The organism is Streptomyces sp. PH9007, from assembly GCF_059813725.1.
Genome location: NZ_CM187440.1, coordinates 3,835,806 through 3,858,991, shown reverse-complemented (window position 1 = coordinate 3,858,991; position 23,186 = coordinate 3,835,806). Strand labels below are relative to the sequence as shown.

Below are 23,186 nucleotides of genomic sequence, written 5' to 3'. Positions count from 1 at the left end.
AGCGAACCGACCCGGCCAGATCACCCGGAGTGAAACGGTCACCATCGATCACCGATCGAGTGTTTGCCGCCAATCCCGTTCTAGTGGCTCCGTAGCGGTACCCGGCCCGCCTAGCGTCCTCAGCCATGGCCCAGCATCGCAAGCCCGGCTCCCCCAGCTACCCGTGGCGCAGACCCACCGTCACCCCCACCACCCCGGCCGCCGGCACCGGGACGGGCGCCCCGGCCGGTCACCGCAGGCCCCGCTCCGGCGGTGCCGTGCGGACCACCGCCACCCTCACGCTGGCCGGCGCGGCCTCGGCGGCGGTGGCCGGTGGCGGTACGGCGCTGGCCGACCCCGCCGCCCAGGGGCCGGGGATCGCCGAGGTACGCGAGCAGGTCGACACCCTGCACCACGAGGCCGAGCAGGCCACCGAGCGCCACCACGCCGCCAACGAGGCCGCCGAGCAGGCGGAACGCCACCTCGAACGGATCAGCCGGGCCGCCGACAGCAGCACCGACCGGCTCAACGGCTACCGCCGGGCCCTGGGCTCGCACGCCGCCGCCCAGTACCGGGCCGGCGGGCTGCCCCCCGAGGTCCAGCTGGCGCTCTCCTCCGACCCCGACGAGTACCTCGCCCGCGCCGCCACCATGGACCGCAGCGGCGACCGGCAGGCCGACGCCCTGTCCGGCGCCCAGCAGCAGCTGCGCGACCTCGAACGGCTGCGGGCCGAGGCCGCCGACGTACGGGACGAGCTGACCGGCGCCCGCGAGGAGGCCGAGGCCGAACGGGACACCGTGGAGGCCAAGCTCGCCGAGGCCGAGGAGCTGCTGGCGACCCTCACCGAACGGGAACAGCGGCAGCTGCTCGCCCGGGAGTCCCACGGCACCGGCACACCGGCCGCCGGTACGCCGGCCGCCCCGGCGCCCACCGCCCCGGCCCCGGCCGCCGGCCCCCGCGCCCAGGCCGCCACCGCCTACGCCCTCGCCCAGCTCGGCAAGCCGTACGGCTGGGGCGCCACCGGACCCGACGCGTACGACTGCTCGGGGCTCACCCAGGCCGCCTGGTCCGCCGCCGGAGTCTCCCTCCCGCGCACCAGCCAGAGCCAGTCCGGCGCCGGCACCCGGGTCAGCCGCGACCAACTCGCCCCCGGTGACCTGGTGTTCTATTACTCCGGTCTCACCCATGTCGGCATGTACATCGGCAACGGCCAGATCGTGCACGCCTCCCGCCCCGGAACCCCCGTCCGCACCGCCCCGGTGGACTCCATGCCCTTCGCCGGCGCGACCCGGCCCGCGTGATGTGAACCGCCCCGGATAGGGCAGAATTTCCCTCCCACAGTGCAGGCGGGGGAGGGAACCCATCGTGTCCGTGCAGCCGGCCCCAGAAGGCGACTGCCCGCTGGCGGCCCGCGCCGACCACCGGCGCGCCGAGCGGGCGTTCCGCGCCGAACGCGAACGCCTGGCCGCCGGCCACGGCATACCCGAAGCCCTCGCCTACTCCCCCGAGGCCACCCGGCAGTGGGTCTCCGACGAACTCACCGCCGCCGCCCACACCGTCGCCGACCGGGCCCGCGCCGCCGGCCCCGCCTGGCTGCGGCTGCGCGCCCGGCGCACCACCCTCGTGCTGTGGTCGGCGGTCCTCGCCCTCCTCCTGGGCCAGGCGCTCACCGCGATGGGCTCCGGCTGGACCCTGCCCCGCACCGCCGCACTGCTCGCCGCCGTGCTCCTCGCCGCGCCGCTCACCGCCGTGGCCTGGCTGCACCGCGACCGCGGCGGTGTGCTCGCGCCGCTGATCGGCCCGGACAACCGCGTCTCCACCTCCCGTACGGTCGCCGCCGGCTGGCTGCTGCTCGCCGCGTACGCCGTACTCACGCTCGCCCTCACCCTCGCCGGCACCGACGACCCCGCACGCCGCGCCGGCCTGCGCACCGGGCTCGATCTGCCGCACGGCGGCGGGCTGCTCACCGTCGTCGCGCTGAGCTGCGCCGTCGCCCTGTGGACCGGGCACGCCGTGGCGCACCGGGTACGGCACTTCCGCGCCCAGAAGGTGCGGGCCCCGCGCCCGCGCGCCCTCGATCCGCTCACCGACGACTCGGGCGGCATCAGCTTCACCGCGGCCCAGTACGTCCTGGTCAACACCGCCGCCCTCGTCTTCGCCGCCGTCCAGCTGACCCGCGACCCCTACCAACTGCCCAGCCCGCCCTGGGCACTCGCCGCCCTGGTGGCGATCTCCGCGCTCGGCTACGCCGCCGCCAAGCTCACCGAGGGCGGCCGGCCGGTCATCCAGTCGGTGGTCCGGGTCCGCGAGCCGGGCGCGCCGCACTCCCCCATCCGGTACGGCGACGAACTGGAGATCCGCGGCTCCGGTTTCGTGCCCCCCGGCGCCGAAGCCGCCGAGCTGCTGGCCGGGACGACCGTACGGATCGGCGACGTGCTGGTCCCGGTGCCGCTCGTCCCGGTGCCCGGCGGCGGCTTCGCCAACCCCAGCGACACGGTGCTGCGGCTGCCGGTCCCCGCCGAACTCGACCCCGGCCCGGTCGACATCCAGGTCATCACCGCGGCGGGCACGGAGTCTGGCCGGTACCCGATCACGGTGGCAGACTGAACCACTCCGACCCACCGGAGGGGGCGCCCGCCATGGCACTGACACCCGATCCGCGCCCCGGCGGCCCGACCGCCGCCCGCTACGCGCTGCTGCCGCTGCGCCTCTTCCTGGGCGTGACGTTCCTCTACGCGGGCCTGGACAAGTACCTGGACGCGGGCCCGTTCTCCGCCTTCTCCCGGGAACACTCCCTCGCCCTGCTGGAGTTCTCCCACGAGAGCACCCCCGTACCGTGGCTGGTGGATCTCGCCGTGGACCACCCCACGCTCGTCGGCCACGGCGCGGCGATCACCGAGATCCTCGTCGGACTCTGCGTGCTGACGGGGCTGTTGACCCGGGGCGCCGCCGTACTGGGCGCGCTGCTCACGTTCCTGATGTGGCTGACCGTCTCCTGGAGCACGTCCCCGTACTACTTCGGCGCCGACCTGCCCTACCTCTTCGGCTTCATCACGCTGGCGCTGACCGGCAGCGGCCCGTACGCGCTGGACGCCCACCTCGCCCACCGCGAACACCGGCGCGGCAGCCTCATCTTCGGCTGACGGCAGTCCGGGGGACGGTACTCAGGACATCCCGTCCCGGGCCGCCCGATCGCGCTCGCCGCGCTCCCCGTCCTTCTCCTTGCGGGAGCGCCGCACCGACTGCGTGATGATCGACACCACCCCGGCCAGCAGCAGCGAACCGGCCACCAGCGCCAGCAGCACCGCCACCGGAAGCCGCCCCTCGTGGTCGCGCGCCTGGACGTAGGCCAGGACGCCGATGGTCAGCAGCGCCAGCCCCAGCACCAGCCGGGCCGGCTCGAAACGGTGCCGGTCGATCCCTCGGTACTGACTCATGACCCCATCTCCGCTTCCGGTTCGAGTGCCGCGAGCGTGTCGAAGCGGACCACTTCCACATGCCCGATCCCCATGTCCAGGGTCAGCTCCACGGTGCCGACCGCCTCCATGTCGCCCGGCGGCGCGTACCGGTCCGTCTGGTCGCTGTTGATCCCGCCCCACACATGGTCGGGGCCGCCGGTGGTCTCGTACTCGGGCGCCTCGTTGTAGGTGTACGCGCCGGCGGAGATCCTGGTGTGCACGACCACCTCGGCGTTCAGCGGCACGATCACCTTGATCTGCCCGGCGCCGGCCTCCACCGTGGTGCGGACGGTCTCGCCGTCCGCCAGGACCAGCCCGCCCAGATCCAGCGAGCCGCGCCCGGTGCCCAGTTCGTACCGGTCCGCCACCTGCTCGGCCGCCACCGCTTCCCAGGACTTGTCCGTCCAGCTCGTGGTGATGTTCTTCGGCAGCACCGACGCCCCGGCCAGCAGCACGGTGGTCAGCACGACCACCACCACGCTGCCCACCCCGAGCCGCCCGAAGAACGCGCTGATCAGCCAGCCGCCCCCGTACACCACCAGGACCATGGCGAAGGTGCACACCAGCACCGTGCCCAGCGGGTAGCGGAACCAGGTGGCCGCCATCACCAGCAGCCCGGCCACCACGGCGGACAGGAAGACCAGCCCGCCCAGCCACGCGCCACGGCGCGGCGGCGGCATCGGGGCCCGCCGCGTCAGCGGGGTGCCCGGCGGCGGCGCCGCCCACGGCCCGCCCGGGCCCCCCGGATGCGCCGTGCCGGTGGGCGGCGGCCCGGCGTACGGCGCGTACTGCCCCGTCGCCGCGTCCGCCGGCCCCCACAGATAGTTCCCCTGCTGCCCGTGCACCGCCATCGTCCTTCCCCCGGTTCCCCCGGCGCCCCCGGGCCCGGCGGGCCCGCCCGCTTCCCGCCACCACGACGCGACCGCCCTGGCCGGGGGCGCCTGCGCCTCCGGCGGCGCGGTCGCCACCGCCTCCGCGGCACCCGTGTGCCGCTCCCGCTCGTCCTCCCCCGCCAGCGCCCGGCGCCGCGACCAGTAGGCCGCCCCGCCGACCGAGGCCACCAGCATCGCCGAGAACCACGTCGCCGGATGGCGCGTGCTCACCGACGCCACGTACAGCCCGCAGCCCACCAGCGTGCACAGCAGCGCGGTCAGCCCCGGGCCCTCCACCCGGCCCGACAGCAGCCGCCGGCCCTCGTTCTCCTCCTCGCCCTCGAACGGGATCAGCAGCCAGGCGACCCCGTACGCGATCAGGCCGAGGCCGCCGATGACCGACAGCACGGCCAGCGGCACCCGGAACAGCACCGGATCGAGATGGAAATACCGGCCCAGGCCACCGCACACCCCGCCGGCCACCTTGTGCCGGCGGCTGCGGGTCAGCCGCGCCGTCACCGGTGCGCCCGGTGACGCCGCCGCTGCCGGGGGTGCGGAGGGGCCCGCCTCGTCCACGCTCATGCCCTCCATGGTGCGGCCTGCCGCCGGCGGCCGGGATCCGGGACCGCCCCCGAGGAATCCCTGAGATCCGCGAAGCGGTGTTCCGGGGGATTTCCCCACCTCCCCTGGGGGGCACCCCTGATGTGCGCGGGGGGCCGGTCGTGTGACGATCGGAGCATGACCACCGCCACCACGCCCGCGGGCGGCACGCTGCCCGCGGCCGCGCCACCGCCCGAGGAGGTGCCCCCGCGCAAGCTGTACCGCAGCGCCGAGGGCCGCTGGCTGGGTGGCGTGGCGCAGGGCCTGGCCGGGCATGTGGGCGTGCCGGTCTCCTGGGTACGGCTCGTGCTGGCCGTCCTGGTGATGGCCAACGGTCTGGGCGTGCTCGTGTACGGCGCGTTCTGGTTCGTGGTCCCGCTGGGCACGCCGGGGCAGAAGGCCGCCGCCGCTGCCGCCGCCGCACAGCGCCCGCCGCGCAGGCGGCGACCCGCCAAGGGGCAGCTGGTGGCGTTCGCGGTGCTGGCCGCCGCCCTCGGCGTCCTCGTCGCCAACCTCCAGTTCTCCGTCCGCGACGTCTATCTGTGGCCGATGCTGATCATCGCGGTGGGCGCCGCGATGGTGTGGCGGCAGGCCGACAACGCCCGCCGCGAACACTGGGCCGAGGTCACCCGCCGCACCCGCTGGCTGCCGCTGCTGCGCTCGGCGGCCGGCGCCGTCCTCGTCACCCTCGGCGTCACCAGCTTCGTGTGGCTGCGCTCGGCGACCGAACCGGGCGAGACGCTGAGCACCGCGCTCCAGGCATCCGTGGCCGTCCTGGTCGGCATCGCCCTGCTGGCCGGCCCGTACCTGGTGCGCATCGTGCAGGACCTGTCCGAGGAGCGCACGATGCGCATCCGCGCCCAGGAACGCGCCGAGGTCGCCGCCCACGTCCACGACTCGGTGCTGCACACCCTGACCCTGATCCAGCGCAACGCCGAGAACCCGCGCGAGGTGGCCCGGCTCGCCCGCGCCCAGGAACGGGACCTGCGGACCTGGCTGTACAAGTCGGCGGAGAACCCCGGAGGGGCGGAGGCCGAGGACGACGCGACACCGCAGACCTTCGCCGAGGGGGTACGGGCCACCGCCGCCGAGGTGGAGGACCACCACGGCGTGCAGATCGAGGTGGTGTGCGTCGGCGACTGCCCGGTGGAGGAGGCGCTGAACGCGCAGCTCCAGGCGGCCCGCGAGGCGATGGTCAACGCCGCCAAGTACGGTGGCGAGAGCGGTCCGGTACGGGTCTTCGCGGAGGTCGAAGGGCGTACGGTCTTCGTATCGGTCCGCGACCGCGGCCCCGGCTTCGACCCGGAGACGGTACCGGCCGACCGGATGGGCGTGCGCGAGTCCATCATCGGCAGAATGGGGCGGCACGGCGGCACGGCGCGGGTGAAGTCCACGGCGGGCGAGGGGACAGAAGTGGAACTGACGATGGAGCGATCGGCATGACGGCGGGAGCGGCGGCGGAGCGGCGGGCACGGGTGGTCCTGGTGGACGACCACCGGATGTTCCGGGCCGGGGTACGGGCGGAGATCGGCCGCACCGAGGAGACCGGCGTCGAGGTCGTCGGCGAGGCGGGCGACGTCGACCAGGCGGTCACCGTCATCAAGGCGGCCCGCCCCGACGTGGTGCTGCTGGACGTCCACCTCCCGGGCGGCGGCGGCGTGGAGGTGCTGCGCCGCAGCGCGGGCCTGCTGTCCTCGGTGCGCTTCCTGGCGCTGTCCGTCTCGGACGCGGCGGAGGATGTCATCGGCGTGATCCGCGGCGGGGCGCGCGGCTACGTCACCAAGAACATCACCGGCACCGACCTGGTGGACGCGATCTTCCGCGTCTCGGACGGCGACGCGGTGTTCTCCCCGCGGCTGGCCGGCTTCGTCCTGGACGCCTTCGCCTCCTCGGACACCACCCCGGTCGACGAGGACCTGGACCGGCTGACCCAGCGCGAACGCGAGGTGCTGCGCCTGATCGCGCGCGGCTACGCGTACAAGGAGGTCGGCAAGGAACTCTTCATCTCGGTGAAGACGGTGGAGAGCCACGTCTCGGCGGTGCTGCGCAAGCTCCAGCTCTCCAACCGCCACGAACTGACCCGCTGGGCCACGGCCCGCCGCCTGGTCTGACCACTCCGCTTCGGCGATCGCTGTCCGGTGGCTAGAGCCGCTGGACGGCGGTCAGATCGATGTCGATGGTGAAGGGCACCGAGACCTTCAGCTGGTCGTGGTGGATGCCGGTGAGGCCGTAAGCACGGGTCGTCTCGTCCAACTCATAGACGTGAACGCGCGGCAGCCCGTCCTCACCACGCTCGACGCGCCAGAAGTGCCGGATCCCGGCCTGTGCGTAGAGCTGCGGCTTGCGCTCGCGGTCGCGCTTCTCCGAATCGGGTGACACCACCTCGACCGCCAGGATCACGTGCCGGGCCCGGTAGTACGTTTCGTCGTTCTCGTCGTCGGGGATGCCTTCCGCCCGCAGGACGCAGATGTCGGGCTCCGGCCCCTGCCGTGTGTCGATGACGACCGTCATCTCCCGCCGCACCCGCAGCTCACCGGGAACCGTCCGATGGAGCCCCGCCTCCAGTACGAACATCGTCAGCGTGTGGAAGCTCCGCTGCGGACTCACGAAGACCAGGCTCCCGTCGATCAGCTCGGTGTGGGGCGGGAGGTCGGGCAGCGTCAGCAGGTGGTCCACCGTGTATCCGTCGGGCGGCGGCACCGGCCACGCGGCAGAAGTCTGCGGCTTTGCGGCAGTCATGATTCCTCCCATGCGACGGGACAGTAGACCGGGAAATCAGCCTATCGACCGCAGAAAGGGTTCGCCCTCACCCACACATGTGGGTGAGGGCGAACCCTTTGACGGTGCGGTGTGGGGTCACTCCCACTCGATGGTGCCCGGGGGCTTGCTCGTGATGTCGAGGGTGACCCGGTTGACGTCCGGGACCTCGTTGGTGATGCGGTTGGAGATCTTCGCCAGCAGGTCGTACGGGAGCCGCGACCAGTCCGCCGTCATCGCGTCCTCCGAGGAGACCGGACGCAGCACGATCGGGTGGCCGTAGGTGCGGCCGTCGCCCTGCACGCCGACGCTGCGGACGTCCGCCAGCAGCACGACCGGGCACTGCCAGATCTCCCGGTCCAGGCCGGCCGCCGTCAGTTCCTCGCGGACGATCGCGTCGGCCGCCCGCAGGACGGTCAGCCGCTCGCGGGTCACCTCGCCGACGATCCGGATGCCCAGGCCGGGGCCCGGGAACGGCTGCCGGTGCACGATCGAGTCCGGCAGGCCCAGCTCGGCGCCGACCATCCGGACCTCGTCCTTGAACAGCATCCGCAGCGGCTCGACCAGCTCGAACTCGATGTCGTCCGGCAGCCCGCCCACGTTGTGGTGGGACTTGATGTTCGCCGTGCCGGTGCCGCCGCCCGACTCCACCACGTCCGGGTAGAGCGTGCCCTGCACCAGGAACGCCACGTCCTCGCCGGCCGCGCCCGCCTCGGCGATCAGCTCGGCCTGGGCCTGCTCGAAGACCCGGATGAACTCCCGGCCGATGATCTTCCGCTTCTGCTCCGGATCGCTGACCCCGGCCAGCGCGTCCAGGAAGCGCTCGGAGGCGTCCACCACGCGCAGCTGGGCGCCGGTGGAGGCCACGAACTCCTTCTCGACCTGCTCGCTCTCGCCCTGCCGCATGAGTCCGTGGTCCACGTACACACAGGTGAGCTGGTCCCCGATGGCCTTGACCACCAGGGCGGCGGCCACCGCCGAGTCCACCCCGCCGGACAGCGCGCAGATCGCCCGCTTGCCGCCGACCTGGGCCTTGATCGCGGCGACCTGCTCCTCCACGATGCTGCCGGTGGTCCAGCTGGGGTCGAGCCCGGCGCCCCGGTACAGGAAATGCTCCAGCAGCTGCTGGCCGTGCGTGGAGTGCAGCACCTCGGGGTGGTGCTGGACGCCGTACAGCCGCCGCTCGTCGTTCTCGAACGCCGCCACCGCGACCGTGTCGGTCGAGGCGGTCACCGTGAAGCCCTCGGGGGCGGCGGAGCAGGCGTCGCCGTGCGACATCCACACCTGCTGGCGCTCGGGGGTGCCGGAGAAGAGCGTGGAGTCGATCCGCTCCACGGCCAGCTCGGTACGGCCGTACTCGCGCGAGCCGGTGTTGTCGACGGTGCCGCCCAGCGCGCGGGCCATCAGCTGGAAGCCGTAGCACAGGCCGAGCACCGGCACCCCGGCCTCGAAGAGCGCGCGGTCGAGGTCCGGCGCGCCCTCCGCGTACACGGACGAGGGTCCGCCGGAGAGGATGATCGCCTTGGGACGCTTGGCCAGCATCTCGGCCACCGGCATGGTGGACGGCACGATCTCGCTGTACACCCGTGCCTCACGCACCCTGCGGGCGATGAGCTGGGCGTACTGGGCGCCGAAGTCGACGACGAGAACGGTGTCGGGCGCGGACACAGGCGCGGGAGGAGGCGCAGAAGCCACGGGGCGGCCTTTCGGCGGTGGAGCGGGGTTCTTGGCACCGAGTCTACCGAGAGCGCGGGGGCGCCCCGGCTGGCCGGCTGCCGGGGGGCGCTGGCATACTCGGGCGCATGCTTCGTCACGCGCGTCTGTTTACCTATGGCACCGGCCCGGCCGGCTGCCACACGGCGCGCTGCGTTCAGTACTGACGCGGCACACGCGACCACCAGGCGCCCCGGGCTCACGGCCCGGGGCGCTTTCGCGTGGTGCGCCGGGTCCGTGACCGGCCGGGGCTCCGTCCGTACCGAGGAGACCTGCGACACATGACCACCACCCAGAGCACCCAGAGCACCCGTACGAGCCCGGCCACAGCCGTGACCGCCGCCGCGACCGGTACCGGATCCGGCGCGGCCGTCGGCGGCGACGCCGCCGACACGGCGACCGCCCGCATCTCCGGCGCCCGGCAGCGGATCGACGATCTCGACGCCCGCATCGTCGCGCTGATCAAGGAACGGATGAGCGCCTCGGACGAGATCCAGCAGATCCGCATCACCGACGGCGGGCGGCGGGTCGATCTGGCCCGCGAGATGGACATCCTGCGGCACTACAGTGACGCGCTGGGCCGCGAGCGCGGTACCCGGCTGGCCATGACGCTGCTGGAGCTGTGCCGGGGCACCGGCGGCCGTTGACCGTCGCGCGCACGCGCGGCCCGTCACCCGTACGGCGCGTGACCAGGGCGGCCCGCGCCTCGTTGAAGGAAGTGTCCCCGGAGCGATGAGACGCCTGGGCGTCGTGGGACCTCGCTCCGGTGCGCGTGGCCGGGCAGCAGGGGACAGCCGGCCGGTCACCACCCTGACGGCCGGTCCTCGGGACGCCGAGGACCGGCCGACTGGCGTGCGGCGGGGCATGCGGCGGGGGACGGGAAGGGCAGCTCAGGGCGGGAATCGAGGGGGAGACGGACGGCGAACGCGACCTAACCGGGCTCATCCGCGTATTCCCGCGTCAGGGCCTTGCCCGGAACGCCCCCCATCCCCCACCATGTCCGATACCGCGCACGCGTCATCCGACCCGGTCGGCCAGTGGCCTCCCCTCGCCATTGGTCCGACCTCCGGCAGCGGCGCCTCCCCCGGGCGCCGCGGCACCCAGCACCGGCGGCACCCGCCCTGCCGCCCGTGCTGATCGCAGAGGCCCTGGCCGCCGCTTCCCCAAGCCGGCGGCCGGGGCCTCTCTTTGTGCCCAGCCGGTGAGCGCCCCATTCTTCTCATGGGCATCTCGTGTCCATTCCGTAACCACAATAGGCACAACCGATCGATTCCACGAGCTGTCCAACCCGGTGTCATCATCGTTTTACCGAGAGGCACTTGATGAAGCTTCGTCGCGCCGCCGCAGCCGCTGCCGTGACCGCTGTCATGGCCCCGGCGGCTCTGCTCGCCGCCTCCCCCGCGTTCGCCGCCGACGGGGACCCGTCCGAGACGCCCGAGGTCGTCCAGGACGCGCCCACCCCCGAACCGCAGGCCGGGGACGACACGGACGGGACCGGGCAGGACGAGACCGGGACCGACGAGACCGGCTCGGCCGGCGAGGGCATCACCGACGGCGAGACCGTCCCCGACCCCGAGGACGACAACAGCGACAACGACGAGGACGAGGGCGACACCGGCGACGGGTCGGACGACGGTTCCGAGGACGGGAGCGACGAGGAAGAGGACGGGGAGGAGGAAGAGGACGAGGACGAGGAGAGCGGCGGCGACAACGACGGCGACCCGGTGCTGCCGAACCCCGAGGACGAGTGCGTCGACTGGGAGTTCGACGCCCCCATCAACGCCGAGCTGATCGGCCTGCCCAGCCAGGTCGTCGCGGGCCAGTGGACCGAGTTCACCTACCGCATCAGCAACGAGTTCGACAAGCCCGTCGAGACGCTCTACGCCTACGCCGAGGTCTTCGGCTGGGACGACGAGGACTTCAACGACATCGCCATCGAACTCCAGTGGTTCTTCGACGGCGCGTGGGAGAACATCGAGGACCAGTACGGCTACTTCGGTGAGACCGACGTCCTCGCCCCCGGTGAGTACGTCGAGGCCCAGCTGCGGCTGAAGGTCGCCGACGACGCCCCGGCCGGCTCCGGTTACGCGCTCAGCACCGGCGTCTATGTCTCCGCCGAGGGCGGCCTGTGCCAGGAAGGCGAGTGGAACGTCTACGACTTCGAGATCGTTCCCGCCGGCACCACCCCGGACGACAAGCCCTCCACCGGTACCAAGGGGCAGGGCAACAAGCCCGCCCCGCAGGGTGAGTTCGAGCAGCTCCCGGTGACCGGCGAGCTGGCGGCCACCGGTGCGTCCTCGGCGCTGCCGATGTTCGCCCTCGCGGGTGCCACCGCGGTGGGTCTCGGCGCCGGCGCGATGTTCCTCGTCCGCCGCCGTACGGGCGCCGGCATCGCCTGAGCCTGACGGCCGCACAGACCGAAGGGATCCGCCCCTGTTCCCCCGGAGGGCGGGTCCCTTCGCCGTGCCCGGGCCCGTTCAACACGGGTGCCCAGGCCGCGCGTTCAGCGCACCCGCAGGGCCTTCAGCACCCGCAGCACCCGTGACACCACCGCCGCGTACCGCCGGTCGTCCACGCCGAACGCCGGCCCCATCGGCACCAGGCGCTGCTGCGCCACCGTCTGCGCCTCGGTGTACTTGGTGATGCCCTCGGCGCCGTGCCGCCGCCCGAGACCCGAGTCGCCCCAGCCGCCCATCGACGCGCCCACGCTCCCGTACGCCGCCGCGAACCCCTCGTTGATGTTCACCGTCCCGGCGCGCAGCTGTGCCGCGACCCGGCGTGCGCGCCGTGCGTTCCCCGACCACACCGAGGCGTTGAGCCCGTACGGCGTGGCGTTGGCCCGCGTCACCGCGTCCGCCTCCTCCGTGAACCGGTACACCGACACCACGGGGCCGAACGTCTCCTCCTCGCACACCAGCATCGGCGGCCGCACCCCCTCCAGGATGGTCGGCTCGTAGAAGTACGGGCCCAGGTCGGGACGTGCCCGGCCCCCGGTCACCACCACCGCCCCGCGCTCGACCGCGTCCGTGACATGGCGGGTGACGGCGTCCAGTTGCGCCCGCGAGCTGAGGGAGCCCATGTCCGTGCCGTAGTCCAGCGGGGCGCCCAGGCGCAGCGCCGCCGTGAGCTCCGCGAACCGCCGCACGAAGGCGTCCGCGACCGACGCGTGCACGTACAGCCGCTCGATGGAGATGCACAGCTGCCCGGCGGAGGAGAAGCAGGCCCGTACGGCGCCGGCCGCCGTCCGCTCGATGTCGGCGTCGGCGAGCACCAGCATGGCGTTCTTGCCGCCCAGTTCCAGGCTGGCGCCGATCAGCCGTTCCGCCGCGCCGTGCGCCACCTCGCGGCCGGTGCGCGTGGAGCCGGTGAACGTCACGTAGTCGGACTCGCGCACCAGGTGCGGCCCCAGCACCGGACCGGGACCGAGCACGATCTGCCACACGTCCCGCGGCAGCCCGGCCTCGATCAGCAGCCGGCGTGCCCACAGCGCGGTGAGCGCCGTCTCGGTGTCCGGCTTCATGACCACCGCGTTCCCGGCCACCAGCGCGGGCAGGGCGTCGCCCACGGTCAGTTCCAGGGGGTAGTTCCACGGGGCGATGTGCCCGACGACGCCGCGCGGATGGCGCAGTTCGCGCACCCGGGTCAGCAGCGGGAACGCGCCGGTGTGCCGCCGGGGGCGCAGATACCCGGGGGCCCTGCGCCCGTAGTGGCGCGCCGCGCTCGCCACCGCCTGCAACTCCTCGTGGGCGTGCAGCCGGGCCTTGCCCGTCTCCAGCTGGATGAGGTCGAGGACCTCCTCCTGCCGGGCGAGGAGCAGGTCGTGGAAGCGCAACAGCACGGCGGCCCGGCGGCGTACCGGCCACCGCGCCCAGGGGTCCTGGGCGATCCTGGCCCGCCCGAACGCCGCGGTCACCTCGGTCTCGGTGGCCTCGGGCAGCTCGGCCAGCGGCCGGCCGGTCAGCGCGCTGTGGCAGGCGGTACGGCCGCTGCCGGGCACTCCCTCGGTGAGCCGCGCGACCACCTCGGCGGGCAGTTCGGCGGGCAGCTCCGCGGACAGCTCGTCGGACGGCGTAGTCGTCATAGCGGGAGGGTACGGCGGGGGCGGCCCCCTGCCCACCCGTCAGTACCGGTAGCTGTCCGCCACCACGTCGAACACCTCGGCGACCTGGTCGTCGGCGGCGACCGGGCCCCGTACCAGCACCACGTGATAGCTGTCCGCCAGCTGCATCACCTGGTTGAGCGCGACCCACTGCGTGCCGTCCGCGCGCCAGCGGAAGTCGCCCTGTGCCATCACGGAGGCGCCGACGCGGGTCTCGCGCAGCCCGCTGGAGGTGCCGTACGTGTCGGCGCGGAAACCGGACAGCTCCTGCTGGTGCTCCATCTGGTAGTTCATCGGCCCCTGGGCGAACTGGGCGGTGCCGTCCCTGCCGGGTACGACCACGATCTCGACGTCCCCGTCCGAGAACACCACCGACCCGTCCGCGGTGGTGGACCGCTGCCAGCCGTCCGGCAGCGTCATGGAGAACCCGGCCGGGTCCTCCTGCGGGCCGTACCCCTGCGGTATGCCGCCGCTCCCCTGACCGTCCGGGCTCGGCTCCGTCTCGGGATCCGGCGACGGCGGTGCGGGGGTGGGCTCCGGGGTGGGTTCGGGGGAGTTCGGCGCGGTGGCCTCGGGGGACGGCGGCTGGCCGGCCCGGTCCTGCGGGTCCTCGGCGAGGAACAGCATGATGTAGCCGATCGAACCGGCCAGGCCGAGCAGGGTGAGCGTCAGCAGCACCTTGCCCAGGCGGCGCGGATGGTTGCCGTTCCCGCGTCCCCCGCGGCGGCGCGGGCCGACCAGGTCGCCGCGGCGGCGCACGATCGGCAGCCGGCGCGGGTCCGAGGGCCGGCCAGGCTCCAGCGCCGGCAGCGGCGTGGTGACGGTACGCCTGCCGACCTCGGGCTCCGGGGCGCTGCGCAGCAACGACCGCAGCCAGCCGCGCAGTTCCTCGGCGCTGGGGCGCTCGGTGGGGTCCTGCCGCAGCAGCGACTCCACGATGGGGCGCAGCGCGCCGCACTCCTCGGCGAAGGCGGGCGGCTCGGCGCAGACGGCCTGCACCAGTTCGGCGGGGTTCTCCTCGGGGTACGGGGGGTGGCCCTGGACGGCCCGGAACAGCAGGGCTCCCAGCGCCCAGAAGTCGGCCGGGGGGCCCACGGGCGGGGCGAGCTGCCAGTGGTCGTGCACCGGACCGGCCTGCTCGGGCGCCCAGCGCTCGGTGACGGCGCCCACGGTGGTGATGCGCGCCTGGCGCGCACGCTCGGCGGCCAGGGCGGTGTCGGGGCCGCGGTACCGGGGCGTCGCCGATGTCTCTATGGCCGCGCGCGGCTGCGGTACGGGGTCCCAGCCGGTGCGTACGGCGCGGCTCTCGCGACCGGGCGCGGGCAGTTCGGCCGGCCCTCCGGAGCCGCCCGCCGTGCCGGCGGCGTGCGCCCCGGCCCTGGTGCCCGCCCGGTACGCGGCGATGGCCCCACTGCGCGCGGCCCGTTCCTCGGCGGACAGCCGGGCGCCTGCGCCACCGCCGCCCTCGAAGTCCCAGGCGGCGGGGAATCCCTGCGCGGTGGGCGGCTCGCCGCCGCCCCACCGCCGATAGCGGTCGGAGGTGCCGGTCTCGGCGTCGGCGTCCCAGCGGTCCTGGGTGGCGCCCAGCGGGCCGTGCCCCCCGGCTGCGGGAGGCGGGCCCTCGGTGCCGCCCCGCTCACCGGACGCGTCTCCCGGCTGCGCCGGCCGGATCTGGCCGGAGTCCGACGGTCCCTGCCCCCGGGGGGCCGGGTTCGGCGGTGCGTGGCCGTCCCGGGCCTCGGTGCCGTGCTGCCCGGGTGCGGCGCCGTTGGCCTCGTGCGGGTGGTCCGGCCCGCCGTACCCGTACCCGTAGCCGTACCCGCCATCGGCCGGGCCTTCGGCCGCGTGCGCCCCGGGCAGTTCCTGGGTCTCCCAGGCACCCTGTGCGTCCGGGCCGCCGGTCGCGGCTGCGCCCGGGTCACCGTCGTGCGGACCGTGCCAGCTCCGCGCACCGGTCGGGGCGGCGCCCTGCGGCGGGTACCCGTCCGTGCCCTGCGGAACGGCGGACCAGCCGCCCTGCGGGCCGTCGGGGCCCTGCCGGTCCTCCGCGCCGCCTGGGGCGCCCGGGGCGGACGGGTGGCCGCCGTGCGGCCCGTGGCCGGTGGGGTCCTGCGCCCCGTCCCCGGCGCCGTGCCAGTCCTCCGCGCCGACGGGCGCTACCGGTCCGGACGGGTGGCCGCCGTGAGCCTCCGAGGCGCCGGGGTGGACCTGCGCGCCGTTCACCGGTCCCCGGTCGCCCGGGGGAACGGTCTCCGCCGGGGCCCCCGGCCGGCCGTTCCACGGTCCGTCACCCGCTCCGGGGTGGCCCTCGGGGGCGCCGGTCCAGCCCACCGGGCCGTGACCGCCGTGGCCGTCCTGACCGCCGGGGCCGCCCTGGCCGTCACCACCGTGCGGGGCGTGCCAGTTCTCCGCGCCCTGCGGCCCCTGCCCGCCCGGCGCGAACTGCTGGCCGCCGCCGTCCGCCGCTGTCCCCCAGCGCTGGTAACGGTCCGCCACCGCCGCGCCGCTGTCGCTGTTCCACGGCGCTCCGGCGGCCGGTGCGGCCTGCGCCGCACCCTGCCCCGGTACGCCCCAGGGCGCGATGTCCTGCCCGCCCCGACCCGCCTCCTCCACCACACCGGCTACGGCACCGCCGGCCACACCCGCCGCCGGCAGCGACTGCCGGCCCTGCGCCGGGGGTGCCGGGAGCGGGTCGTACCCGCACAGCACTTCCTCCGCCGCCCCCGAAGCCAGCCCGGTCAGCAGCGCCCGGCCGTCGTCGCAGATCAGCACCGTACGCGTGGTGAGGTTGCGGTGGGTCCAGCCGTGCGCGTGCACGATCCGCAGGGCGGCCAGCAGATCCGCGGCGACCTCGGCCGCCCGGTAGGGGCCGAGTCTGGCCTCCGCCAGCACCGCCGCCAGCGGCCTGGCCGGCACCAGCTCGCTCACGATCCACAGGCCGTCGCCCTGGACGAACACGTCGAAGACCTGGTCGAGCCGGGGATGATCGGGCAACTGCCCCGCCGCGGCGGCCGCTTCCAGCGCACGCCGCACCACCGGGTCCTCCGGCGACCGCGTCGCCCGGTCGCCGACCCCCCGGCGCGTCCCGCCCGAACCGGACCTGTTGCCGTCCTCGTCGAGGACCTCGGCGTCCACGACCTCCGGCAACGGCACCTGCCGTACGAGCACTTCCTGCCCGCTCGCCGTGTCGAACGCCCGCGACTCCACCAGTTCGAACGCCTCAGACGGCGTCCTGGGAAGCCGATAGCGATCGGCCAGCAGCCGCCCCGCGTACGTATCCACGCCGCCTCCCCACCGCTTCCGTGACTCGGTCACTCACGATACTGGGCGTAGACATACCACACCCACGATCCGTCAACTCCTGGCCAAGCCACTTGTATCGGGACCGAGTCAGGGCAGCGGCGAAAACGTGAGAAACGCGGTCTCGCGAAGAGTGCGGCACTCCTCCTCGTCCCAGGCGTCCGCGGCGCACGTGATCATGATCGCGTAGCCACGGCCCGGGTCGACCTGGAAGCCCCGGTTCAGGATCCGTACCCGCTTGCCACCTTCCGTACGCTCGAACTCCCAGTCCGCGACGGTCGGGTAACCGCGCCAGCCGACCTGCTGGATGTCGATGCGCCGGTAGTCGGTGCTGTTGTTCCGAACGGCCGGTTCCAGACTGCGCCAGGCACCGGCCGCGTCATCCCCCGGACTGGCGTTGAAGTCGACCTGCACCTTCGGCGGTCCCCCGTCGGGGGCGCTGAAGATGCCGCCGGAGTTCTGTCCGGCTATCCCGGTACGGCGCCAGCCCTCGGGCAGCGACATCCGGAAACGGAAGTCGTCGTCCGTCAACTCGGCGTAGCCCTGCGGGTTCTCGGGCAGCGTGCCGTCACCGTCGTTCTCCGGCTGGGTGCCGGGCGGCCCCGAGGTGCCGCCGGCGTCCGGGTCGCCGTCCTGTTCACCGCCGGGCGGCTGCTCCGCGTCCGGGTCCGGTTCCTGTCCGGGGTCCTGTCCTGCCGCGCCGCCGTCCGAGGCGTCCGGGTCGTCGCCGGGGCCGGCGTCGCCGCCCGCGCCGTCCTGACCCTCGTCGCCCGCGGCGTCCTCGCCGCCGGGCGACCCGTCCTCCGGCTGTTCCTGGTCCTGGCCCGAACCCTGGCCGTCCGCGTCACCGTCGCCGCGCACCAGGATCAAGGTGGTGCCGATCACGGCCAGCACCGCGATCAGCGCCGCCGCCACGATCAGCGCGCGCCGGCGCCCGTTCGCCGCGCCCGTGCCGACCACGGGCGCGCCGTACGGCGGGGTGCCCTGCGGGGCGGGCGGCGGCGGCGCGGCGGGCGCGGCACCGGCGGTGCGCAGCCCGACGACCATGGTCCGGTCGTCCGATCCGGCCGGATCGGCGGTCAGGGCGGCGGTCAGCAACTCCCGGGTGCGCGGCTCGTCGAGCCGGTCCCTGGGGGCCTTCGCGAGCAGCCCGGTGATGACCTCGGCGAGCGGCCCGGCCTGACGCGGGGGCTTCAGCGGGGAGTTCATGACGGCGGACAGGGTGGCGATGGCGCCGCCCTCGTCGTAGGGCGGGCGGCCCTCCACGCAGCAGTACAGCAGCGCGCCGAGCGACCACAGGTCGGCGGCCGGGCCGAGCGCCTCGCCGCGCGCCCGCTCCGGCGAGATGTACGAGGGGGCGCCGACCAGCATGCCGGTGGAGGTGATGGACGGATCGCCCTCGACCTTGGCGATGCCGAAGTCGGTGAGCACGATGCGGCCGTCCTCGTCCGCGATGAGGACGTTGGACGGCTTCACGTCGCGGTGCAGGATGCCCTTGTCGTGGGCGGCGCGCAGCACGTCGAGGATGGCGAGGCCGATCTCGGCCGCGCGGGTGGGCGACATGGGCCCGTCCTCGCGGATGAGGTCGGCCAGCGAGCGGCCCTCGATCAGCTCCATCACGATCCACGGGCGGGAACCCTCGTCCACCACGTCGTAGATGGTGACCACGCCACGGCTGCGGATGGTGGCGATGGCCTTCGCCTCGCGCAGGGTGCGGGTGATGAGGCGCTTGCGTTCGCCGTCGTCGATGCCGTTGGTGAGGCGCAGTTCCTTGACCGCGACCTGGCGGCCGAGGATCTCGTCGGTGGCCTCCCACACGGTGCCCATGCCGCCACGGCCGACGATGGAGATGAGGCGGTAACGGCCGCTCAGCAGGCGTCCGGGGGGCGGGGTGGTCAGGCCGGCGATCTCGCCGGCCCGCTTGCGGGCGGCGGCCTCGTCGGCGTCCACGGGGGCGCGACGCGCGGCGGGCCGGTCGGTGGCCTCGGCGGGCGTTCCGGCGGGCCGTGCCGCCGGCTTCGCGCCCGATGGCGTCGCGGGCCGCTCCGCGGGCTCCGGTTCCGCTTCCGGTGCGGCGTCGGGTTCCGCTTCCGGTTCCGGTTCCGCCTGTTCCTCCGGTTCCGCTGCCGCTGCCGGGGCGTCGGCTCCGGGGGCTGCCGCGGGCTTGGGCGCGGCGTCGGCGGGGGCCGACTTCCCCGCGTCGTCCGCCGGTACGGCCCCGTCCTCGGGCGCGGCCTCCGCCGCCCCCTTCCGCTCCGCCGTGCCGGCCGGCACGGCATCCGCCGGTTCCGCCGGTTCCCCCGATCCGGCGCGCCCGGTCTTCACCAGACTCGGCGCGTCCCGTTCCGCTTCCCGTTCCGTTTCCCTCTTCGGGTCGACTTCCGGTTCCACGGCCAACTCCTCGTGGTCTCGCACAGCGGACTCCCCAGCTCGCTCCGTCGCGCCCACGACCGGCCCTTCGACAGCCGCCGGGTCACCGTCACCGGCCTCCCGGCCGGGCGCGGCGTGCTCCGGCGCGCCGGGTTCCGCCGGTGGCGCCGCCACCACCGCCCCGGTGTCCGCCGCCCTCGTCGGCTGACCGGCCGGCTCGCCGGCCCGCTCACCGGTCCGCGTTCCGGTGTCCCCGCTGTCCTGGCCCATGCGTCGTGTCCCCTCCGGCTTCCCGGGCCATTGTCACCCATGCGGGAGCCGCTCCGACCACGGACCTTCAGCTCGGCGCCACCGGCGGAGGCGGCGCGACCGGGCCCGACTGGTGGGCGACGGCGGCCCTTTGGGCCGGTTCCGCAGCGTGCGGCCCAGTCATGGCCGACCGCACACGGCTCCATACGGTCCCCGGGCCGGCCACCCGGCCCCGGCCGCCCCGCTGTTGATCCACCCCTGCGCGCCCGCGCCGCGCCACCCGCCATGGCGGCGACGGCCCGCCCCCGCCACCGCACGTCCCGCGACCCGGACTTCGCAGGTCACGACGCCCATGAGCCGGTGGCACCCGTCAGGTCACGCGTCCCGCCCCGGTCTCGCAACGCTCCCCCGCACACCGAGTCCACGGAAGCCGGCGACGGCCGGGGCCACCCACCTCGGGACACGGGACACCCGTGGCCGGCGGGCGCGCCGCCGGCCCGTACGCCCCGCGACCCCGCAGTCCTACAGCGGCACGGTGTCCGGCGCCCCCAGCCGGGCCGCGTCCGCCGTCTGGTCATCGGGCTGGAGCTGCGACTCGCGCTCCGCCTCCACCCGCTTCTCGTAGTGCTCGACCTCGCGCTCGATCTGCTGCTGGTCCCAGCCCAGGACGCCGGCCATCAGTTCGGCGCACTCGCGCGCGCTGCGCGTCCCCCGGTCGAACGTCTCGATCGAGATCCGGGTGCGCCGGGTGAGCACGTCCTCCAGGTGCCGGGCCTGCTCGTGCGAACAGGCGTACACGATCTCGGCCTTGAGGTAGTCGTCGGCGGCCGGCAGCGGCTCGCCCAGCGAGGGGTCGGCGTCGATCAGCTCCAGGATCTCCTCGGTCATGGAGCCGTAGCGGTTGAGCAGGTGCTCCACCCGGGTGTGGTGCAGCCCGGTGCGGGCCGCGATCCTGGCCCGGGAGTTCCACAGCGCGTGGTAGCCCTCGGCGCCGGTGAGCTGGACCTGCTCGGTGCAGCAGGCGGCGACCCGCTGATCGAGGCCGTGCACGGCCGCGTCCACGGCGTCCTTGGCCATCACCCGGTACGTCGTGTACTTGCCGCCCGCCACGACCACCAGGCCCGGTACGGGGTGGGCCACGGTGTGTTCGCGCGACAGCTGGCTGGTGGCGTCCGACTCGCCCGCCAGCAGGGGCCGCAGCCCGGCGTACACGCCCTGGACGTCGTCCCGGGTCAGCGGGACGGCCAGCACCGAGTTGACGTGTTCGAGCACGTAGTCGATGTCGGCACTGGAGGCCGCCGGGTGTGCCTTGTCCAGGTCCCAGGGGGTGTCCGTGGTGCCCACGATCCAGTGCCGCCCCCACGGGATGACGAACAGCACGCTCTTCTCGGTGCGCAGGATCAGCCCGGTGGAGGACTGGATGCGGTCCTTGGGCACCACCAGATGGACGCCCTTGGAGGCGGTGACGTGGAACTGTCCGCGTTCGGCGATCATCCCCTGGGTGTCGTCGGTCCACACCCCGGTGGCGTTGACGACCTGTTTGGCGCGGATCTCGTACGCGCCGTTGTCCTCCAGGTCGAGCACCTTCACGCCGACCACGCGTTCGCCCTCGCGCAGGAACTCGGTCACCCGCGTCCGGTTGGCGGCCAGCGCCCCGTACGAGGCGGCGGTACGCACCAGGGTGGCGACGTACCGCGCGTCGTCCATCTGGGCGTCGTAGTACTGGAGGGCGCCGACGAGCGCGTCCTTCTTGAGGCAGGGCGCCACCCGCAGCGCGTGCCGCCGGGTGAGGTGCCGGTGGTGCGGCAGGCCGCGGGCGTGGCCCGAGGACAGGGCCATGGTGTCGTACAGGGCGACGCCGGTGCCCGCGTACAGCCGCTCCCAGCCGCGGTGCTGCAGCGGGTACAGGAACGGCACCGGCTTCACCAGGTGCGGGGCGATCCGGCCGAGCAGCAGCCCGCGTTCCTTGAGTGCCTCGCGCACCAGCGCGAAGTCCAGCATCTCCAGGTAGCGCAGGCCGCCGTGGATGAGCTTGCTGGAGCGGGAGGAGGTGCCGGACGCCCAGTCCCTGGCCTCGACGATGCCGGTGGCGAGCCCGCGGGTCACGGCGTCCAGGGCGGTGCCGGCGCCGACCACGCCGCCGCCCACCACCAGGACGTCCAGTTCGCGTTCCGCCATCCGCGCGAGTGCCTCGGCCCGCTGGCCTGGCCCCAGGGTCGCTGTCTTCACCGTGCCGCCTCCTAGGTCGTCCGTTTCTCGTCCGCCGGTCGTCCGCCCGCCGCCCGGGCGTTCGCCGTGCTCCGTCCGCGGTCCCCTCCCCCGGCCGCCGCGGCCGGGCATCTGTCCCGTTTGTCGATGCTCTCCCATTTCCGCCACCCCCGCGCGGCACGAACCACGCCAGACTGACAATCCGGTATATATGTCATATATGTGCGCTCGTACGCACAGGGGAGAAGGGAACCCGCCGCACATGCCCGCAGACCTCGCCGTCCTGGGACTGGGCCATCTGGGTCTGCCCGCCGCCCAGGCCGCCTCCGCCATCGGCGTCGGCACCGTCGGCTACACCGATGACCAGCACACCACCACCGAACTCAACGCGGGCCGCCCACCGGCCGACAGCACCCTCGCCGCCGCCGACCTGCGCCGCATGCTCGCCGCCGGGTTCCAGGCCACCAGCGACCCCACCGTCCTCACCCGGGTCCGCACCGCGCTGATCTGCGCCCCCACCCCGCCGGCCGCCGACCGCCGCAGCCTCGACCTCACCGGCGTCCTCGACGCCGCCCGCACCCTCGCCCCCCGGCTGCGCCCGCGCACCCTCGTCGTCCTGGAATCCACCGTGCCGCCCGGCACCACCGAGGACCTCCTCGCCCCCGCCCTCGAAGCGGGATCAGGACTGCGCGCCGGCCGCGACTTCCACCTCGCCCACGCCCCCGGGCGCCTGGACCCCGGCAACCGCAGCCACGACTACTCCGGCACTCCCCGCGTCATCGGCGGCCTCACCCCCGCCTGCACCGAGGCCGCCGCCGCCTTTTACGGACGGCTCGCCGACAAGGTGGTGCGCGCCAAGGGCGTCAAGGAGGCCGAAACCGTCAAGGTCCTGGAAACCAACTACCGGCACGTCAACATCGCCCTCGTCAACGAGATGGCCGTGCTCTGCCACGAACTCGGCGTCGACCTGTGGGACGTCGTGCGCTGCGCCGAGACCAAACCCTTCGGCTTCCGCTCCTTCCGCCCAGGACCCGGCGTCGGCGGCCACACCCCACCCATCGACGTCGCCCCGGGACGGCTGCGGATGGTCGAACTCGCGCAGGAGGTCAACGCCCGCATGCCGGGCTACGTCACCCAGCGCGCCGCCACCCTCCTCAACGAGTACGGCAAGTCCGTACGCGGCGCCCGCCTGCTGCTCCTCGGCGTCACCTACAAGCCCGACCTCCCCGACCAGCAGGGCGCCCCCGCCCGCGAGATCGCCCGGAACCTCACCGAACTCGGCGGCCGGCTCAGCTTCCACGACCCGTACGTCACCCAGTGGCGGGTCGGCGGACAGCCCGTCCCGCGCGCCGACTCCCTCTACGAGGCCGCCGCCGGCGCCGATCTGACGCTGCTGCTCCAGCACCACTCCGTCTACGACCTCCAGGGCCTGGCCGCCAAGGCCCAGCTGCTGCTCGACACCCGCGGCGCCACCCCGGCAGGAGCCGCGTACCGGCTGTGACCCGGAGCGCCCCACCGACCGGCCCGCGATGACCGACGCCGGACGGCCCCGTACCGTTCAACGGCCGTTCGCCCCGCGCC

Annotated in this window: 16 protein-coding genes; 8 read left to right on the top strand and 8 right to left on the bottom strand. The window is 74.3% G+C overall.

Translation table 11 applies throughout. From position 1 onward, the window contains the following. The first annotated feature begins 125 nt into the window (after nt 1–125). From ACTFAP_RS17715 to ACTFAP_RS17705, 3 genes are all read left to right on the top strand, one after another. On the top strand, nt 126–1,280 hold the full coding sequence (locus ACTFAP_RS17715; protein ID WP_500466816.1) for a C40 family peptidase: 1,155 nt from the start codon (nt 126–128) through the stop codon (nt 1,278–1,280). 64 nt (nt 1,281–1,344) lie between these two features. Continuing rightward, nucleotides 1,345–2,586 (top strand): hypothetical protein, encoded by a 1,242-nt coding sequence (locus ACTFAP_RS17710; protein WP_495681458.1) that lies wholly within the window; start codon nt 1,345–1,347, stop codon nt 2,584–2,586. 32 nt (nt 2,587–2,618) lie between these two features. Next, entirely contained in the window at nt 2,619–3,122 is a 504-nt protein-coding gene (locus ACTFAP_RS17705) for a DoxX family membrane protein (RefSeq protein ID WP_495681457.1), read from the top strand. Between the two features lie 21 nt (nt 3,123–3,143). On the opposite strand, the gene ACTFAP_RS17700 is transcribed toward ACTFAP_RS17705, so the two are convergent. Beyond that, nucleotides 3,144–3,416 (bottom strand): hypothetical protein, encoded by a 273-nt coding sequence (locus ACTFAP_RS17700; protein WP_500466815.1) that lies wholly within the window; start codon nt 3,414–3,416, stop codon nt 3,144–3,146. Then, nucleotides 3,413–4,891 carry a PspC domain-containing protein gene (locus ACTFAP_RS17695; protein WP_500466814.1) on the bottom strand — a complete coding sequence of 493 codons (1,479 nt, stop codon included), beginning with the start codon at nt 4,889–4,891 and terminating at the stop codon, nt 3,413–3,415. The genes ACTFAP_RS17700 and ACTFAP_RS17695 overlap by 4 nt, the downstream gene beginning before the upstream one ends. Nucleotides 4,892–5,047: 156 nt before the next feature. Between ACTFAP_RS17695 and ACTFAP_RS17690 the strand changes: the two genes are divergently transcribed. After that, nucleotides 5,048–6,352, top strand: coding sequence for a PspC domain-containing protein (locus ACTFAP_RS17690; protein ID WP_495681454.1), 1,305 nt, complete (start codon nt 5,048–5,050; stop codon nt 6,350–6,352). Continuing rightward, nucleotides 6,349–7,020: a response regulator gene (locus tag ACTFAP_RS17685; protein WP_030729093.1), complete on the top strand. Its 672-nt coding sequence runs from the start codon at nt 6,349–6,351 to the stop codon at nt 7,018–7,020. Before ACTFAP_RS17690 ends, ACTFAP_RS17685 begins: the two co-directional genes overlap by 4 nt. A gap of 31 nt (nt 7,021–7,051) precedes the next feature. Here ACTFAP_RS17685 and ACTFAP_RS17680 read toward each other — a convergent pair whose 3' ends face one another. Then, nucleotides 7,052–7,648 (bottom strand): Uma2 family endonuclease, encoded by a 597-nt coding sequence (locus ACTFAP_RS17680; protein WP_500466813.1) that lies wholly within the window; start codon nt 7,646–7,648, stop codon nt 7,052–7,054. Nucleotides 7,649–7,765: 117 nt separating this feature from the next. After that, nucleotides 7,766–9,361: a glutamine-hydrolyzing GMP synthase gene (gene guaA / locus ACTFAP_RS17675; protein ID WP_449657398.1), complete on the bottom strand. Its 1,596-nt coding sequence runs from the start codon at nt 9,359–9,361 to the stop codon at nt 7,766–7,768. A gap of 299 nt (nt 9,362–9,660) precedes the next feature. On the opposite strand from guaA, the gene ACTFAP_RS17670 reads away from it, so the two are divergent. Continuing rightward, a complete protein-coding gene (locus ACTFAP_RS17670; RefSeq protein WP_500466812.1) occupies nt 9,661–10,026 on the top strand; it encodes a chorismate mutase in 366 nt (121 codons plus the stop codon). A 672-nt stretch (nt 10,027–10,698) separates the two neighbouring features. After that, the gene (locus ACTFAP_RS17665) at nt 10,699–11,778 is read left to right on the top strand and encodes a hypothetical protein (RefSeq protein ID WP_500466811.1); all 1,080 of its coding nucleotides are present in this window, start codon (nt 10,699–10,701) and stop codon (nt 11,776–11,778) included. 104 nt (nt 11,779–11,882) lie between these two features. Here the strand turns inward: ACTFAP_RS17665 and ACTFAP_RS17660 are convergent, their stop codons facing one another. The 4 genes from ACTFAP_RS17660 to ACTFAP_RS17645 form a co-directional block, all read right to left on the bottom strand. Beyond that, nucleotides 11,883–13,460 (bottom strand): succinic semialdehyde dehydrogenase, encoded by a 1,578-nt coding sequence (locus ACTFAP_RS17660; protein ID WP_500466810.1) that lies wholly within the window; start codon nt 13,458–13,460, stop codon nt 11,883–11,885. A 39-nt stretch (nt 13,461–13,499) separates the two neighbouring features. Continuing rightward, on the bottom strand, nt 13,500–16,760 hold the full coding sequence (locus ACTFAP_RS17655; RefSeq protein WP_500466809.1) for a serine/threonine kinase C-terminal domain-containing protein: 3,261 nt from the start codon (nt 16,758–16,760) through the stop codon (nt 13,500–13,502). 108 nt (nt 16,761–16,868) lie between these two features. Further along, nucleotides 16,869–19,418: a serine/threonine-protein kinase gene (locus ACTFAP_RS17650; RefSeq protein ID WP_500466808.1), complete on the bottom strand. Its 2,550-nt coding sequence runs from the start codon at nt 19,416–19,418 to the stop codon at nt 16,869–16,871. A 501-nt stretch (nt 19,419–19,919) separates the two neighbouring features. Further along, the gene (locus tag ACTFAP_RS17645; RefSeq protein WP_390122886.1) at nt 19,920–21,626 is read right to left on the bottom strand and encodes a glycerol-3-phosphate dehydrogenase/oxidase; all 1,707 of its coding nucleotides are present in this window, start codon (nt 21,624–21,626) and stop codon (nt 19,920–19,922) included. Nucleotides 21,627–21,867: 241 nt separating this feature from the next. On the opposite strand from ACTFAP_RS17645, the gene ACTFAP_RS17640 reads away from it, so the two are divergent. After that, nucleotides 21,868–23,106 (top strand): nucleotide sugar dehydrogenase, encoded by a 1,239-nt coding sequence (locus ACTFAP_RS17640; RefSeq protein ID WP_400010298.1) that lies wholly within the window; start codon nt 21,868–21,870, stop codon nt 23,104–23,106. Nucleotides 23,107–23,186: the final 80 nt, after the last annotated feature.

Coding starts and splice junctions, on each gene's coding strand:
- ACTFAP_RS17680 (WP_500466813.1), bottom strand. CDS start 7,648: ATGACTGCCGCAAAGCCGCAGACTTCTGCCGCGTGGCCGGTGCCGCCG.
- ACTFAP_RS17650 (WP_500466808.1), bottom strand. CDS start 19,418: ATGGGCCAGGACAGCGGGGACACCGGAACGCGGACCGGTGAGCGGGCC.
- ACTFAP_RS17715 (WP_500466816.1), top strand. CDS start 126: ATGGCCCAGCATCGCAAGCCCGGCTCCCCCAGCTACCCGTGGCGCAGA.
- ACTFAP_RS17700 (WP_500466815.1), bottom strand. CDS start 3,416: ATGAGTCAGTACCGAGGGATCGACCGGCACCGTTTCGAGCCGGCCCGG.
- ACTFAP_RS17670 (WP_500466812.1), top strand. CDS start 9,661: ATGACCACCACCCAGAGCACCCAGAGCACCCGTACGAGCCCGGCCACA.
- ACTFAP_RS17660 (WP_500466810.1), bottom strand. CDS start 13,460: ATGACGACTACGCCGTCCGACGAGCTGTCCGCGGAGCTGCCCGCCGAA.
- ACTFAP_RS17685 (WP_030729093.1), top strand. CDS start 6,349: ATGACGGCGGGAGCGGCGGCGGAGCGGCGGGCACGGGTGGTCCTGGTG.
- ACTFAP_RS17705 (WP_495681457.1), top strand. CDS start 2,619: ATGGCACTGACACCCGATCCGCGCCCCGGCGGCCCGACCGCCGCCCGC.
- ACTFAP_RS17690 (WP_495681454.1), top strand. CDS start 5,048: ATGACCACCGCCACCACGCCCGCGGGCGGCACGCTGCCCGCGGCCGCG.
- ACTFAP_RS17695 (WP_500466814.1), bottom strand. CDS start 4,891: ATGAGCGTGGACGAGGCGGGCCCCTCCGCACCCCCGGCAGCGGCGGCG.
- ACTFAP_RS17640 (WP_400010298.1), top strand. CDS start 21,868: ATGCCCGCAGACCTCGCCGTCCTGGGACTGGGCCATCTGGGTCTGCCC.